This window comes from Mesorhizobium sp. M0910 (genome assembly GCF_040319465.1).
Lineage (GTDB): Bacteria > Pseudomonadota > Alphaproteobacteria > Rhizobiales > Rhizobiaceae > Mesorhizobium.
In genome coordinates this window covers 513,764-528,216 of the sequence record NZ_JAMYNZ010000001.1, presented here as the reverse complement: position 1 = coordinate 528,216, position 14,453 = coordinate 513,764, and the positions used below count along the sequence as shown (strand labels likewise).

The window sequence follows — 14,453 nt, the reverse complement described above, 5'->3', positions numbered from 1 at the left end:
GGTTCGGCGCTTCCGTGAAACGACGAACTGCTCTAGGACAGCGCCAGCGCCCCGAGCCGCTCGACCAACCGGTCACGGTCGGCGGTCATCCCCTTGTAGTCGAGCTGTGCCTCGTCCAGCGCCAGAAGTTGTTCGGCAAAGGACGCTGCGAGCGCCGCGCGATCGCGGTGGCGCTCCAGCACGGCGAGCGGGTCGAGATGAATGCGGATGGTGAAGAGTATGTCGCCGGAGACCGGGAGCTTTCTCAGCGTCTGACGCTCGACGCGGATGAAAGCATGAGCGTCGATGTCGCCGTCCGGGAATCTCGACGGGCGATTGCTGGCGCGGTCGATGCGTTCGATGTTGGAGAGCGGATGGTAGAGTGCGTCGCCCGCCTGGATCGACCAGTTGTAGCGCTCGACGGCTTGGCCCTGGAGGCCATCGAACATGCGGTTGATGAGATCGGCCGGGCGTGTGCCCGGGCCGAAACCCGGTACCGGCGCGTGGATCTGCTGCAGCGGCTTGCCGAATTTTTCGGTCAGCGACCATGACGACGGGAAGCAGAGCGAGCCGGCGGCCAGACGCCAGCCGCTGTCGTCGCGGCGCATCAGGATCAAATCCTCCTGCACGAGCAACGAGGCCGCGACAAGCGGCGCATCGCTGAAAGAAGCTGAGGTGCCTGAGCCCTCGAGATTGTCGATGCCGCCGATCACCTCGATCGCATTGTCGGTACGCCTGTGGGTCTCAGGAAAGTTCGCCGCCAGATGCGCACCGAGCAGATCGAGCACTTCGCGCTGAGCGTCGCGCGTTGTTTGCTCCTCGACAAAAACCTTGCCGGGAATTTCCGCATAAAGCCGGCGTTTCTCGGCAAGATAGGGCAGCAGATATTCGTCGACCTCGATCCAGCTATCGAGATTGAGCGGCTTCAGCCCGATGGTGAACAGTTTCGACGAGCCGTCATAGGGTGTGTGGGTCGGTGTGCGGAAACTCATGCTTCTTTGTAGGCTTCCAGTGCGGCAGCGGCCATTCTCGGCGTGAATTCGGTGATTTCGTAATCGGCGGCACCTGCCTTGGCGAAGGGATCGTCCGCCAGTCTGGCATCGAGCTCCTCGCGTGGACCGCGCGCGATGATGATGCCGCCGGTCCTTGGCCGCTTTGGCCCGGAGGCGACAAAGATACCTTGCGCATAGCAGGCCTTCAGCCACTCGACATGCGCTTGCTGCAGGCGGTCGATCTCGGTCAGCGGCACCTTGTAGTTCAGCGAAACCACGAACATTGTTGTCTCCAGATGCTTCAGCCCAGCCGCGCCGGGATCAATCCGCGCAGCGAGTTGCCGACGAACAGCGCCTTGGCCGATTGCAGTTCGTTCCACGTGTAGACCGCTTCACCGGCGCGGCCTTGATCCAGCAGTTCGCCGCGCAGGACGCCAGGCAGCAGGCCGCAATCGAGCCGCGGCGTGGCCAGCACGCCGTCGCCGAAATCGGCAAAGACGTTGGTGATCGTGCCCTCGCAGATTTCGCCGCGCTCATTGGCGAGCAGCACCTCGTCGGCGCGGCTGGCGAGATATTCGGCGCGGGCGCGCGTATAGGGTTGTCGGCGGCTGGTCTTGTGACGCAGCAGCGTGTCGCTCGGATCAAGCCGCACCCGTGCCAGTTGAAGTGTCCAGACCTTGTCTGCGGCGAGCGGCTCGTAGGGCTGTACCGAAACCGCTGCTTCGCCATTGCGCGACAGGACGAGGCGGGTGCGCAACACGATCTGTTGGCGGCCGACCGCATTCATCAGCGCTTCGCCGACCCTTTGCGGATCGCAGGCGAAACCGAGTTCGCTTGCCGAGCCGTAGAGCCGCGCGAGATGGCGGTCGAAACGGAGGAAACCGGAGCCGGGTTCCCAGCGCATTGTTTCGATCAGTTCGAAATCGGCAGTGTTCCCGTCGCGAAACGGGCTTTCAGCAGACACTCCTGGTACTCCTCTTCGGCTGTCGAATCGAAGACGACGCCGCCGCCGACATTGTAGACCGCCTCGCCATTGGCAAAGAGCGAGATGGTGCGGATCGCCACGGAAAAACGCATCCGGCCGCCGGGCGCGATCCAGCCTATGGCGCCGCAATAGACATCGCGCGGCCCACTTTCCAGCTCGCGCAGAATCTCCATAGCGCGGATCTTCGGTGCGCCGGTAATCGAGCCGCAGGGGAACAGCGCGGCGAAAATCTGGCGGATGGCGAGGCCGGGCAAAAGTTTTGCCCGCACGCGGCTCACCATCTGGTGGACCGTCGGGTAGCTCTCGATGCGAAAAAGCTCCGGCACATCGAGCGTTCCAACCTCGCTGATCAGTGAGATGTCGTTGCGCAGGAGATCGACGATCATCCGGTTCTCGGCCTGGTTCTTCTCGTCGTTGCGCAAGAACGCTTTCAGGCGATCGTCCTCGGCCTTGGTGGCGCCGCGCGGCGCAGTGCCTTTCATCGGATGCGTCTCGATCATGTCTTCCGCGTCGACCTCGAAGAACAGTTCGGGCGAACGCGACAAGACGATCGGATCGCCGAACGCGACCAGCGCGCCATACTTCACCGGCTGGCGTTCGGTCAGCGCGTTGAAGGCGGCCAGCGGATCGCCCGACCATTGCGCATGGACCGGAAAGGTCAGATTGCCCTGGTAGCAGTCGCCCTTGCGGATGTGGTCATGCAGCCTGGCAAAGCGTTTGGCGTAGTCGTCCGAAGACCAGGCTGCCTTGGCGTCGAAGATTGGGCCGTTGCTAGCCGGCAGATCGCCTGGCGCGACCGTCTCCTCGACCGGCGCATCGAACACGCCGAGGCAAAAAAGCGGGGCGCGGCGGCCGGCCGGCAGCAGCGGAACGAGCTTGGGTTCGAGCAGGTAACCGGCCTCGTAGGAGAAATAACCGGCCAGCCATTTGCCGCCGTCATGTGCTACCTGCGCGGCTTCCAGGGCAGGCAAAAAGTCCGCCTCGCCATGCGCTGCGATTATCTCGGCCGGCCGGTCGAAAACGAGCTGCCGCGCGGTCTCGTCGTTCCTGAAAATTGCAAAGGGCAGGGGCAGGGACATAAGGCTCGAATGCTGCGGTCACCAGCGATCGATCTATATGGGGGCTCGACCGTGTGCAATCGAGGGAGCGGCGTCTCAAGACGCAAAGGCGCGGCGGCAAAAACAAATGCGGCGCCAGTGGGCGCCGCCTTGTTCCAAAATGCCACCTTGCGATGGATCAGGTGTTGCTGGCTTCCCCCGCGGTCGGGAAGCGGCGCGCAAATTCCTTCTCGTCACCAGCGGCAAGCAGTTTCGCCTGCTCGATCCAGCGTTCACGTTCGATGCGGCCGTCGAAATTCAACGTCGCCTCGATCCGCTTGACATCGTCGGGCGTCCAGGCGGCGATCTGGGCATAGGTCGTGACCCCAAGCCCTTTGAGCAGCCGCTCGTTGGTCGGGCCGATGCCGATCAGGCGACGCAGATCGTTGGCTTTGCCTGCCGCGGTGGCTGTTGCCTTGCCGGTCGCGGCTTTCTTTGCAGCTGGCGCGGCCTTGCTTGCCGCTGGCGCAGCCTTGCTTGCCGCTGGCGCGGTCGTCGGCGCGGCGCTCGCTTTCGATGCAGGCGGTTTCGGTGTTGCCGTTTTCGCGGCACTTGCGCGTGGCGCGGTCGCGGCCTTCGCCGTTGCAGATTTCTTCGGCGCCGGTTTGGCTGGTGCGGATGTCGAAATCAGCGTTGACGGCGCCTGCATCGCGGCTTTGGTCGCGCCGGTCTTGGCGGCTGGCGCCTTGGCTGTTGCCGCCTTCGCGGTTGGCGCCTGGGTGGTTTTCGCCTCGCCCAGCCGGCGTTCGAGATCGGCGCGGGCACGGCCGCATGCATCCAACTCACCGGTCAGACGGTCGCTATCGGCCCGCAATCTGTCGCGTTCGCTGCGCGTGCGGTCTAGATCGCCGCGCAAACTGTCGAGTTCGCCACGCAGGCGTCCCCAAATGAACCAGCCAACCAACACACCTACCAGGAACGCCAGGAGCATGTAGAAAAAAGTGCCCATTATCTTTCTCTCTCCAGTCCGATCCGTCCGCCCTGGCCTGTAGAGCCATGACTTCGGCGAAGGACCATTCGATGGTGGTTCCGCAATTTGCAGAACAGCCGGCTTCGATCGAGCTGTCGGCGACCGGTTTGCCCCTGGCCAACAACCGTTGTCGCATCCGCCGACACGCCATGACCGGTCGGGATTTTCCGACGGGATCCATTCGTGCCCGGCTGAGCTTGAGGGCGGACGCTATCATACAGCTTACGGGAATCTAACGGAAAACTTCCATGGAAAGTTATTTAAGAACAAATATCCAAGACAAGAATAGAACCATCGCCAATATGCATTGCAGCTAAACTGTTCTGGAAAACCCGGTCATCCGGTGTTGCGCATCACCCAGTGTTGCGCATCAATTGTCCAGTGCTTCCAGCTCGTCGATCAGTCCGCTGATCACGCCGAGCCCGATCTGCCAGAAGGCAGGGTCGGCCGCGTCGAGGCCGAACGGCGCCAGAAGCTCGGAATGATGCTTGGTGCCGCCGGCGCGCAGCATGGCAAAATATTTCTCCTGAAAGCCGCGCTCGGCGTTCTGGTAGACCGCGTAGAGCGAGTTCACCAGGCAATCGCCGAATGCATAGGCATAGACGTAGAAAGGCGAGTGGATGAAGTGCGGGATATAGGTCCAGAAAACCTCGTACCCGTCGCGCAGCTTGATCGCCGGCCCGAGGCTTTCGGCCTGCACTTCCAGCCAGAACTGGCCGAGCTTGTCGGAGGTCAATTCGCCGCTCTTGCGCTCGGCATGCACCTTGCGCTCGAACTCGTAGAAGGCGATCTGGCGCACGACCGTGTTGATCATGTCCTCGACCTTCTGGGCGAGCATGGCCTTGCGTTCGCGCTTGTCGGTGGTCTGCTCGAGCAGCGAGCGGAAGGTCAGCATCTCGCCGAACACCGATGCGGTCTCGGCCAGCGTCAGCGGCGTCGACGCCATCAAGGCGCCCTGGCCGCCGGCCAGCACCTGGTGCACGCCGTGGCCGAGCTCGTGCGCCAGCGTCATCACGTCGCGCGGCTTGCCCATGTAGTTGAGCAGCACATAGGGATGCGCCGAAGGCACGGTCGGATGTGCGAAGGCACCAGGCGACTTGCCGGGTCTCACCGGTGCGTCGATCCAGTTGCGGTCGAAGAAAGTTCTGGCGATCTCGGCCATGTCGGGTGAAAAGCGCTGGTAGGCGGAAAGCACGGTGTTCTTGGCCTCGTCCCAGCCGATGACCGCCTGCGGGGTCTCCGGCAGGGGCGCATTGCGGTCCCAGTGGTTCATCACCTCCATGCCGAGCCAGCGCGCCTTCATCGCATAATAGCGGTGCGACAGGCGCGGATAGGCGTCGCGAACCGCGGCGGCGAGTGCATCCACCACGCTGCGTTCGACGCGGTTGGCGAGATGGCGGGAATCGGCAATATCCTCGAAGCCGCGCCAGCGGTCAGAAATCTCCTTGTCCTTGGCCAGCGTGTTGGTGACCAGCGTAAAGACGCGCAAATTCTTGCGGAAGGTCGTGGCCAGCGCCTCGGACGCCCGGCGGCGCACCTCGCCGTCGGCGTCCTGCAGGCGATTGAGCGCCGGCTCCAGCGTCAGCTCCTCGCCGTCGAAGTCGAAGCGTAAATCGGTCATCGTCTCGTCGAACAGGCGGTTCCAGGCGCCGCGCCCGGTGATCGACTTTTCGTGGAAGAGCTGCTCGATGCGGTCTTCGAGCTGATAGGGCTTGTCCTTGCGCAGATCGAGCACCCAGGGCCGGTAGTGGGCGAAGGCCGGATCGGCGGCGAGTGCGTTTTCGATCGCGCCATCGTCGATGAGGTTCAGCTCGAGCGCGAAAAACAGCAGGTGGGCGCTGGCATCGGTCATCTTTTCCTGGATGTCGCCATAGAGCTTGGCGCGCTGCGGATCCGACGTGTTGCCGGCATAGACAAGCCCGGCATAGGAGACGATGCGGCCGATCAGCTCCTCCAGCGCTTCATAGGCCTGAAGCGCCTCGCCAAGCCTGCCGGCGCTGCCACGCCCGGCCTCGGCGGCGAGCGTGCCTTTCCAACGACTCTCGAAGGCGACGGCATCGGCGGCGGCCTTGGCGATGTCGCGCTTCAACTCGGGCGCTTCCATGCCCGAATAGAGATCGGCCAGATTCCATTCCGGCAGATCGCCAAGCTCCGCCACGCCCTGACCGGGCGCCGCCGCCAGCTTTCGAGCAAAAACCATGCGCATTGCCGATCCTTCCAGACACAAAAATTCGAGGAAACGAGAAGCCGGTCAAATCCTAAGGAATTCGTTCACCGGGTTTTTTGAAAGCTTATTTAGAACCCTGTGCCAAGATGATCCATAGGGCGCATTCTCGGGCGGGCACGGTCGGATCAGTCATGGCAGCTTCCATACTCATAGTCGATGACGATCCCGTGCAGCGCCGGCTGCTCGAGGCGGCGGTGACGAAATTCGGCCACACCGCGATCGTCGCCGATGGCGGCGAGGCGGGTCTCGAGTTTGTCGACGGACCCAATGCGCGCGACGTGTCGGTGGTCATCCTCGACCTTATGATGCCTGGGCTCGACGGCATCGGCGTGCTGAAGGCGATGCGCGAGCGCGGCATCCACATCCCCGTCATCGTGCAGACCGCGCAGGGCGGCATCGAAACCGTCGTTTCGGCAATGCGTCACGGCGCCTTCGACTTCGTCGTCAAGCCGGCCTCCCCCGACAGGCTGCAGGCGTCGATCGGCAACGCCCTCAAGGTCGAAGCGCTCGAAGGCGAAGTGAAGCGCTCGTCCCGACAGCGCGGCGGCCATCTGACGTTCAAGGACATGATCACCCACAGTCCGGCGATGGATCGGGTGATTCGGCTCGGCCGCAAGGCGGCGGCGTCCAACATTCCGATCCTGATCGAAGGTGAATCCGGCGTCGGCAAGGAACTGGTGGCGCGCGCCATCCAGGGCAGCGGCGACCGCCGCTCGAAACCCTTCGTCACCGTCAATTGCGGCGCCATCCCCGACAATCTGGTCGAATCGATTCTGTTCGGGCACGAGAGGGGCTCGTTCACCGGCGCCACCGAAAAACATACCGGCAAGTTCGTCGAAGCGCACACCGGCACGCTGTTCCTTGACGAAATCGGCGACCTGCCGCTCGACGTGCAGGTCAAGCTGTTGCGCGCGGTACAAGACGGCGAGGTCGATCCGGTTGGCGGGCGCTCGACCGTCAGGGTCGACATCAGGCTGATCTCGGCAACCCATCGCAACCTGCTGCAGCAGGTCAAGGACGGCAAGTTCCGCGAGGACCTGTTCTATCGGCTGAACGTCTATCCAATCTTCGTGCCGCCATTGCGCGACCGTCGCGACGACATCCCCTATCTGGTGGAGCACTTCATGGAGAAGGTGGCGCCCGCCAATCCGCGCCACCGTCTGCGAGGCATCTCGGCTGCGGCGCTTGCCATGCTGCAGGCCTATGACTGGCCGGGCAACATAAGGCAGCTCGAAAACGCCGTCTTCCGGGCCTCGGTGCTCGCCGACGGCGACATGCTGACCGAAGAGGAATTCCCGCAGATCCGGGCGCAGGTCGAGGGCACGGTCAATCTCGATTCGGGTATCGCCTTGCCCAATTCAGTGGGGCCAGCTTCAGGGTGGCCAGTTTCCGGGTTGGCTTCGGGAAGCCTGCCGCGTGATAACATATCGGCCGCTGGCGGCATCGCAGCCGCCGACGCCGATGCACCGGCCAAGCCTCGTTTCGGCACGCTGCGGGCGCTCGACGAGCGCGGCAATGTGCGTGCGCTGGCTGACGTCGAACTCGAAATGATCAAGCTCGCCATCGATCACTACAACGGCCAGATGAGCGAAGTCGCCCGCCGCCTCGGCATCGGTCGGTCGACGCTCTACCGCAAGCTCAAGGAATACGGCATCGACCCGGAAACCGGCCGCGTCGAACGGCTCGCTTCGTGAGTTACAGGGCCAAGCCGGTTCGCATCCGGACATCATTCCACGCAACTGCGCCTCGAAATGATGTGTTCGCCACAGTGTTCACGTATTAAGGCGGATGGTAACAGATCGTGTTTCGAGCTGGCGCCAAAACATGATCTAAACCAGCGGTTTACCAAGATATCCGGCGCAATATTTTTGGCGGGATATCGCCACCGTGTTACCGCATTTCGGCTTCAATAAGCGATGATTAACCATTAGGATCGATATTCGGATGCACACACCACGCATCCGTTTGGTCAAATCCGGGGACAAAACGGCAGCCTGCAAGGCCTTTTGATTTGAACAGAATCGAACGACACGAAAACGGGCGGCATTATCACATGAGCGTCTGGCCGAGATGGCTGGCAGCGGTGATTGTTGCCGTCGGGTTCCTTGCAGCGGCGGCAACCGGCGCCAGCGCCGAGACACGTTCGCTGAAGCTCTATCATCTCCACACGCATGAAAAGGCGGAGATCGTCTACAAGCGCAACGGCCGCTACGACCAGGCGGGCTTGCGAAAGATCAACATCATCCTGCGCGACTGGCGTCGCAACGAGCCGACCAAGATGGATCCGCGACTGCTGGATCTGGTCTGGGAGGCTTATCGGGAGAGCGGCGCCACCGATTACATCCAGGTCGTCTGCGGCTATCGTTCGCCGGCCACGAATTCGATGCTGCGCAGCCGCAGCAGGGGCGTCGCCGAGAAGAGCCAGCACATGCTCGGCAGGGCGATGGATTTCTACATTCCCGGTGTCCCATTGAAGAAGCTGCGTGATATCGGCCTCAGGATGCAGGGCGGCGGCGTCGGCTACTATCCCAGCTCCGGCTCGCCCTTCGTGCATATGGATGTCGGGAATGTGCGCCACTGGCCCGGCATCAGCCGCCAGGAACTGGCGCGCGTGTTCCCCAACGGCAAGACGCTGCATGTGCCGAGCGACGGCAAGCCGCTGCCTGGTTATCAACAGGCGCTCGCCTCCTACAAAGCCCGCAAGGGCGCCGGCGCGCCGGCCATTGAACTGGCCAGCGCAAGCGGCGGCAAAAAATCCCACGGGTTCCTGGCAGCCTTGTTCGGCGGTGGCGACGACGAGGCGGACGACAGCGCCGATGTGGCGATGGCCGAGCCGGCACCAAAGCCCCGTAACGTGAAGCCGGCGCCGTCCGCCAAGAGCAGCAACCTGCCTGGTATTGCCATCGTGGCGCCTCAGGATGCCAAGCGCGCCGAGATTCCGGACGTCGCCGATGCTCCGGCGCCTGAACCGGAGAACGACACGCCGGAGACGATCATCGCGGCATTGCCGGCGCGCAGCATTCCGCTGCCGGATTTTGCTCCGCGTCCGAAGACCGACGTCGGCGCTCAGCCGCCTGAAAACGTTCCGTTCGGCGTGGCGGATGCGGCTGGATCGACTGAACAGGCGGTGGCGACCGCGCAAGCGCCGGCAAGCGTGGCGCCGGCAAGTGTTCCGTTCGGCATAGCAGACCCGTCTGTCGCTGCCGGCCCGGTGCAGGTCGCGGCAAACAACATTCCCGTGCCGAGCTGGCGGCCCGATCATTCGCTGCCGGCCGATCTGTCGCCGGCGGGTCTTGCGCCGCAGGACAAGCAAGTGTTGCTGGCGCTGGCGAGTGCGGCAGAGCGGAGCAACACCGCCACCGACGCATTCTCGGTATTGCCGTCGGCGCGGCCCGACACTTCCCAGCCCGACGAGGTCAAGGCCGTTCTGGAAAGGGTCAGCGCGACCGACGAATACAAGGTCGCGTCGCTTTCCGAGCAAGCATCGGTGTTCGAGGAACCGGCTAGCGACGACCGGGCCTCGAACGACGGGGCATCGCCGCGCGAGGCCATCGTTGCCCGCCCGGCCGGCTCCGATCCGGCTGCCGTCATCGGTGCAGGCGTGAAGACCACACGCAAGGAACCCAGGGCAACCGCCCGCGACCTGAAACCCGGCCCCAAGCCGGTGGTGGTCGCCGCCGCGCCGCAGGCCGCCCGTTGGGCGCTGCACAGCGGTGAGTATGTAGCAACCGTCTCAGATGCGACAACGGCGCCGCGCTACGCCTACGACTTCGTCCGTACGGCGCCGAGCGAGGTCTATACGGTAGGCTTCCAGCCGGGCAACGAGATGGCCGACGCCAACCGGTTCACCGGCAAAGCCGTCAAGTTCATGTCGGTGGCACGCTTCAAGACCGAGTAGGCCCCGCTCGGCACCTCGCGCGGCTGCCTCCACGCCGACACTGGCTTCCTTCATCCCGGGATGCTAACCAGCGGTCAGCATTCTCCCGCTTCGTCTAATGGTAGGACAGCGCCCTTTGAAGGCGTGAATCGTGGTTCGAGTCCATGAGCGGGAACCAGCCGGCGAACGAGATCGGCGGCGACTTTGATGCAGAAGATGCTAGCGCCCGAGCTTGCTTGCCGCGCGTGCCAAGGCTTCGATCTCGTCCCATTTGCCGGCCTTGACCAGATCGTCCGGCGCCACCCAGGAACCGCCGACGCAGATGACGTTGGGCAGGCTGAGATAATCGGCGGCGTTCTTGCCGGTGATACCGCCGGTCGGGCAGAATTTCACGTCGGCAAGCGGCGAGGCGAAAGCCTTGAGCGAGGCAATGCCGCCCGACTGTTCGGCCGGGAAGAATTTCAGAAAGCGCAGGCCGGCTTCGCGCGCGGCCATGACCTCTCCCGGCGTGATGGCGCCGGGCAGCAACGGTACATCGCTGTCGTTGGCTGCCGCGAGAAGCTCGCGGGTGATGCCGGGGCTGACGATGAACTTCGAACCGGCGGCCGCCGCCGCGCCGAACTGCCGGGCGTCCAGGATGGTGCCGGCGCCGACGACGGCGTCTTCGACCTCGCCCGCCACCCGGCGGATCGCCTCCAGCGCGTCGGCGGTGCGCAGCGTAATCTCGATCGCCGGCAGGCCGCCGCGGGCCAGCGCCCGGGCCAGCGGCACCGCGTCGGCGGGATTGGCGATCTTCAGCACTGGTATGACCGGCTGGCCGTTGAGGAGCGACAGGAGCTTTTCGGTCGTGCTGGGCATTCGTCTTCATCTCCTCTGTTGATCAAGTCGATCGGTTAGCAGAAGGCGATTTTTCTGTCCACGAAACGCGGCGTGTCGCGATGTCACGCGTGGTGTTCGAAACCTCCCGGCTCTGCCTTGATCCGGCTGTCGTGAGCGTTTAGTGGCTTGGTGATGACACCGCCCAGCCAAGCCTTCCGCGTTGCGGCGCTTTACCGCTTCGCCCGGCTCGACACCTTCGAGGCGCTGCGCGCGCCGCTTGCTGCCTTCTGCTGCGCACGTGGCATCAAAGGCACGCTGCTGTTGGCGCGAGAGGGCATCAACGGCACGGTCGCCGGCAGTGAAACGGCAATCGCCGCGCTCATCGATCATCTCGAACCCATCGACGGTCTCGCCGGCCTCGAGATCAAATTCAGCAGCGCCGCAACGATGCCGTTCCACCGCATGAAGGTGCGGTTGAAGCGCGAGATCGTCACCATGGGCGTGGACAATATCGATCCGGCAGGTGCAGGCACCTATGTCGCGCCGGCCGACTGGAATGCACTGATCTCGGATACGGGTACCATCGTCATCGACACGCGCAACGCCTACGAGGTGTCGCTCGGCACCTTCAAGGGCGCTGTCGATCCCGCCACCAACAGCTTCCGCGAATTCCCGGCCTGGGTCGAGCAGCATCGGCACGAGCTCGACGGGCGCAAGGTCGCCATGTTCTGCACCGGCGGCATACGCTGCGAGAAGGCGACGGCCTATGTGAAGTCGCTAGGCTTCGAGGATGTGTTCCACCTCAAGGGCGGTATTCTGAAATATCTCGAGGACGTCCCCACCGAACAGAGCCTGTGGCAAGGCGAATGCTTCGTCTTCGACGAGCGCGTTTCGGTGTCGCACGGGCTGGTCGAAGGCGAGGCCGAACTTTGCCGCGCCTGTCGGCATCCGCTAGCCGCAGAAGACCGGCTGTCGCCGAGATATGCTACCGGCGTTTCATGCCCGCATTGCTTCGATGCCCGTTCGGACGAAGATCGCGCCCGTTACGCCGAGCGCCAGCGCCAGGTCGAGTTGGCGCAAGCACGCGGGGACCGCCACATCGGAAGTTAGCTCACGTGAAGCAACTTCACGTCAAGCAACAGAGAAGCGATCGATGACCCACAGCCATGTCCCGTCGTTCTGCCGGCGCGCCACCTCGGTGGTGATCGTGCCGTCGGGAAGCCGGGTCGAGGTGAGCGCCAGGTCGCCATTGACGACAGCCGGACGCTGATCTCCGGATTGAAATTTTCGGCCGGTTGCGGTGATCTCCGCGAACAGCGCCCGGATGGCTTCGCGGCCGAACGTCAGCTGTCCGCCACCGCTGTCGATGACTGCATGCGGCTCAAAAAGCGCGGCCATGCCGTCAATATCCCCGATCCATTGCCGTGAAATCAGCAGGCGCTCCAGTTCCTGGGGGTCGCGTGCCGGTTCGCGGTCAGTCTCATCGGTCATGCCAGGCTCCTCTCAAGCGACATGCCGCGACATTAGTTGAAGTCGAGGGCGGTTTCGACACGTCCAATGTCCAAGCGCCACGTGTTTTTGGGCGCGGAAGGAGGCTGCAGCTCTTTGATTTCTGCGTGTAATCCCAGCAGATGTCGGTGCGAGGTCATGCGTGGCACCGGGCAAAAGGATGCACCCCGTCATTGTAATGTCAAACTGCGGGACCTAGGTCTTCGACGTCCAAACCTGCCCGCGCACCTTCGGCCGGGCCAATTCTGGAGGCATAGATGTTCGATCCCAAGAAGCTCCTCGACGATCTGCTCGGCTCGCAAATTCCTGGCACCGGATCGACCGTTCGCGACAAGGCTGGGCAGGCGGTGCAGATGGCCAAGGACAATCCGCTTGCCGCCGGTGCGCTGGCCGCGGTGCTGCTCGGAACCGGCCCAGGCCGTCAGGTCACCGGTGCGGCGGTGAAGCTTGGTGGGTTGGCTGCGATCGGCGGCCTCGCCTACAAGGCCTACCAGAACTACAAGAACGGCAACGCGCCGGCCGAGACGCAAGCTGCAGGCGAACCGGAATTGCTGCCGCCGCCGGCCGATACCGCCTTCCATCCGTCGCAAGCGCCGCAGGGCGAAGACGAATTCACGCTGACGCTGGTCAGGGCGATGATCTCGGCGGCGAAGGCCGACGGCCACGTCGATGACGAAGAGCGGCAGAAGATCGCCGGCAAGCTCAGCCTCGCCGGCGTCGGCGCCGAAGCGGAGAAATTCCTGATGTCGGAACTGGAGGCGCCGCTCGATCTGGATGTGCTGATCGCAGGAGCCAAGACCGATGCGCAAAGGCTGGAACTCTACACCGCCTCGCGTCTTGCCATCGATCCGGACACGCGGGCCGAACGCGGCTATCTCGACCTGCTTGCCGGCCGTCTCGGCCTGCCGGATGCACTGGTCGACCATGTCGAGGCGACGGTGACGGCGGCGAAGGTGCCGGCAGCGGGCAGCACAGCCAAGCCGGTCGCAGGCTCGCGCTGGTAGCTCGAAAGAGGAAGCCTGGGAACTCGGCGCCGTTGGCGTTAGCTTCTCGTTAACCGCGGAAGCGCATGATTTCAGGCAGTCGGATCGGCTTTCCTCCTCCCATGCCCGGTTCGGATCAGGGGCGGTCGCCAACGGCCGCCCTTTTTGTGAGCACAGGCTTTGGGCCGGCTTGCCATGGTTCTCGCCATTTGCGATGCCTCATCCCTTTCAGGGAGTACAGCCATGACCGACTATAAAACCGCCATCGTCACCGGCGCCGGCACGGGCATCGGCAAGAGCGTCGCCACAGCGCTGCTCAAGGCCGGCTGGAATACGGTCTTCTGCGGTCGCCGCAAGCCGGTGCTGGAGGATGCGATCGCCGCGGCCGGGCCGACGCGGGCCAAGGCATTGGCCTTCGCCTGCGACATCAGCAAGGCCGATCAGGTCGACGATCTGTTCGAGACGGTGGCAGCGGCTTTCGGGCGCGTCGACCTGCTCTTCAACAATGCCGGCACGAGCTACAAATCGACATTGATCGACGACATCCCGGTCGAAGTGTGGAACGATATCGTCGGGGTCAATCTCACCGGCTCGTTCCTGTGTGCTCGCGCCGCGTTCGGCGCCATGCGCAGGCAGCAGCCGATGGGCGGCCGCATCATCAACAACGGCTCGGTATCGGCCTATGCGCCACGGCCGGGCTCGGTGCCCTATACGGCGACCAAGCACGCCATCACCGGGCTGACCAAGACGCTGGCGCTGGACGGCAGGCCCTTCGACATTGCTTGCGGTCAGATCGACATCGGCAACGCGCTGACCGACATGGCGCAAGCGATGACGGTCGGCGTGCCGCAAGCCAACGGCACCATTGCCGCCGAAGCGGTGATGGATGTCGAGCGCGTCGCCGATGCGGTCCTCCATATGGCCAGCCTGCCGCTCGACGCCAACGTGCTGTTCATGACCGTGATGGCGACGAAGATGCCATTTGTCGGGCGGGGCTAAATTAGTCTCACCCGGT

General features: G+C 63.7%; 13 protein-coding genes and 1 tRNA gene. 6 read left to right on the top strand and 8 right to left on the bottom strand.

The window, feature by feature from the left end; translation table 11 throughout:
- Nucleotides 1-32 precede the first annotated feature (32 nt).
- The 6 genes from NKH78_RS02610 to NKH78_RS02585 form a co-directional block, all read right to left on the bottom strand.
- Nucleotides 33-971 (bottom strand): heme-dependent oxidative N-demethylase family protein, encoded by a 939-nt coding sequence (locus NKH78_RS02610; protein WP_352736989.1) that lies wholly within the window; start codon nucleotides 969-971, stop codon nucleotides 33-35.
- Nucleotides 968-1,255: a YciI family protein gene (locus tag NKH78_RS02605; RefSeq protein WP_352702789.1), complete on the bottom strand. Its 288-nt coding sequence runs from the start codon at nucleotides 1,253-1,255 to the stop codon at nucleotides 968-970. Before NKH78_RS02605 ends, NKH78_RS02610 begins: the two co-directional genes overlap by 4 nt.
- Nucleotides 1,256-1,272: 17 nt before the next feature.
- Nucleotides 1,273-1,935, bottom strand: a complete 663-nt coding sequence (locus NKH78_RS02600; protein WP_352702791.1) for an aminotransferase class IV family protein — start codon at nucleotides 1,933-1,935, stop codon at nucleotides 1,273-1,275.
- A complete protein-coding gene (locus tag NKH78_RS02595; protein ID WP_352702793.1) occupies nucleotides 1,884-3,035 on the bottom strand; it encodes an aminodeoxychorismate synthase component I in 1,152 nt (383 codons plus the stop codon). The genes NKH78_RS02600 and NKH78_RS02595 overlap by 52 nt, the downstream gene beginning before the upstream one ends.
- A gap of 157 nt (nucleotides 3,036-3,192) precedes the next feature.
- Nucleotides 3,193-4,002, bottom strand: coding sequence for a helix-hairpin-helix domain-containing protein (locus NKH78_RS02590; RefSeq protein WP_352702794.1), 810 nt, complete (start codon nucleotides 4,000-4,002; stop codon nucleotides 3,193-3,195).
- A gap of 391 nt (nucleotides 4,003-4,393) precedes the next feature.
- Nucleotides 4,394-6,229, bottom strand: a complete 1,836-nt coding sequence (locus NKH78_RS02585) for a M3 family oligoendopeptidase (RefSeq protein ID WP_352736987.1) — start codon at nucleotides 6,227-6,229, stop codon at nucleotides 4,394-4,396.
- A gap of 152 nt (nucleotides 6,230-6,381) precedes the next feature.
- On the opposite strand from NKH78_RS02585, the gene NKH78_RS02580 reads away from it, so the two are divergent.
- The 3 genes from NKH78_RS02580 (at nucleotide 6,382) to NKH78_RS02570 (ending at nucleotide 10,305) form a co-directional block, all read left to right on the top strand.
- Nucleotides 6,382-7,944: a sigma-54-dependent transcriptional regulator gene (locus NKH78_RS02580; protein ID WP_352736986.1), complete on the top strand. Its 1,563-nt coding sequence runs from the start codon at nucleotides 6,382-6,384 to the stop codon at nucleotides 7,942-7,944.
- 359 nt (nucleotides 7,945-8,303) lie between these two features.
- Nucleotides 8,304-10,148 carry a peptidoglycan L,D-endopeptidase MepK gene (gene mepK, locus NKH78_RS02575; RefSeq protein ID WP_352736985.1) on the top strand — a complete coding sequence of 615 codons (1,845 nt, stop codon included), beginning with the start codon at nucleotides 8,304-8,306 and terminating at the stop codon, nucleotides 10,146-10,148.
- Nucleotides 10,149-10,231: 83 nt separating this feature from the next.
- Nucleotides 10,232-10,305, top strand: a tRNA-Gln gene (locus NKH78_RS02570).
- Between the two features lie 41 nt (nucleotides 10,306-10,346).
- On the opposite strand, the gene NKH78_RS02565 is transcribed toward NKH78_RS02570, so the two are convergent.
- Nucleotides 10,347-10,985, bottom strand: a complete 639-nt coding sequence (locus tag NKH78_RS02565; protein ID WP_352752549.1) for a 2-dehydro-3-deoxy-phosphogluconate aldolase — start codon at nucleotides 10,983-10,985, stop codon at nucleotides 10,347-10,349.
- Between the two features lie 153 nt (nucleotides 10,986-11,138).
- Between NKH78_RS02565 and trhO the strand changes: the two genes are divergently transcribed.
- Complete coding sequence (trhO, locus tag NKH78_RS02560) at nucleotides 11,139-12,056, top strand: oxygen-dependent tRNA uridine(34) hydroxylase TrhO (protein WP_352776978.1); 918 nt, start codon at nucleotides 11,139-11,141, stop codon at nucleotides 12,054-12,056.
- 21 nt (nucleotides 12,057-12,077) lie between these two features.
- Here trhO and NKH78_RS02555 read toward each other — a convergent pair whose 3' ends face one another.
- Nucleotides 12,078-12,437 (bottom strand): YybH family protein, encoded by a 360-nt coding sequence (locus NKH78_RS02555; RefSeq protein WP_352820662.1) that lies wholly within the window; start codon nucleotides 12,435-12,437, stop codon nucleotides 12,078-12,080.
- A 275-nt stretch (nucleotides 12,438-12,712) separates the two neighbouring features.
- On the opposite strand from NKH78_RS02555, the gene NKH78_RS02550 reads away from it, so the two are divergent.
- Together NKH78_RS02550 and NKH78_RS02545 are read left to right on the top strand one after the other, a co-directional pair.
- The gene (locus NKH78_RS02550; protein WP_352881780.1) at nucleotides 12,713-13,459 is read left to right on the top strand and encodes a tellurite resistance TerB family protein; all 747 of its coding nucleotides are present in this window, start codon (nucleotides 12,713-12,715) and stop codon (nucleotides 13,457-13,459) included.
- Nucleotides 13,460-13,681: 222 nt separating this feature from the next.
- Nucleotides 13,682-14,437, top strand: coding sequence for an SDR family oxidoreductase (locus NKH78_RS02545; RefSeq protein ID WP_352688061.1), 756 nt, complete (start codon nucleotides 13,682-13,684; stop codon nucleotides 14,435-14,437).
- Nucleotides 14,438-14,453: the final 16 nt, after the last annotated feature.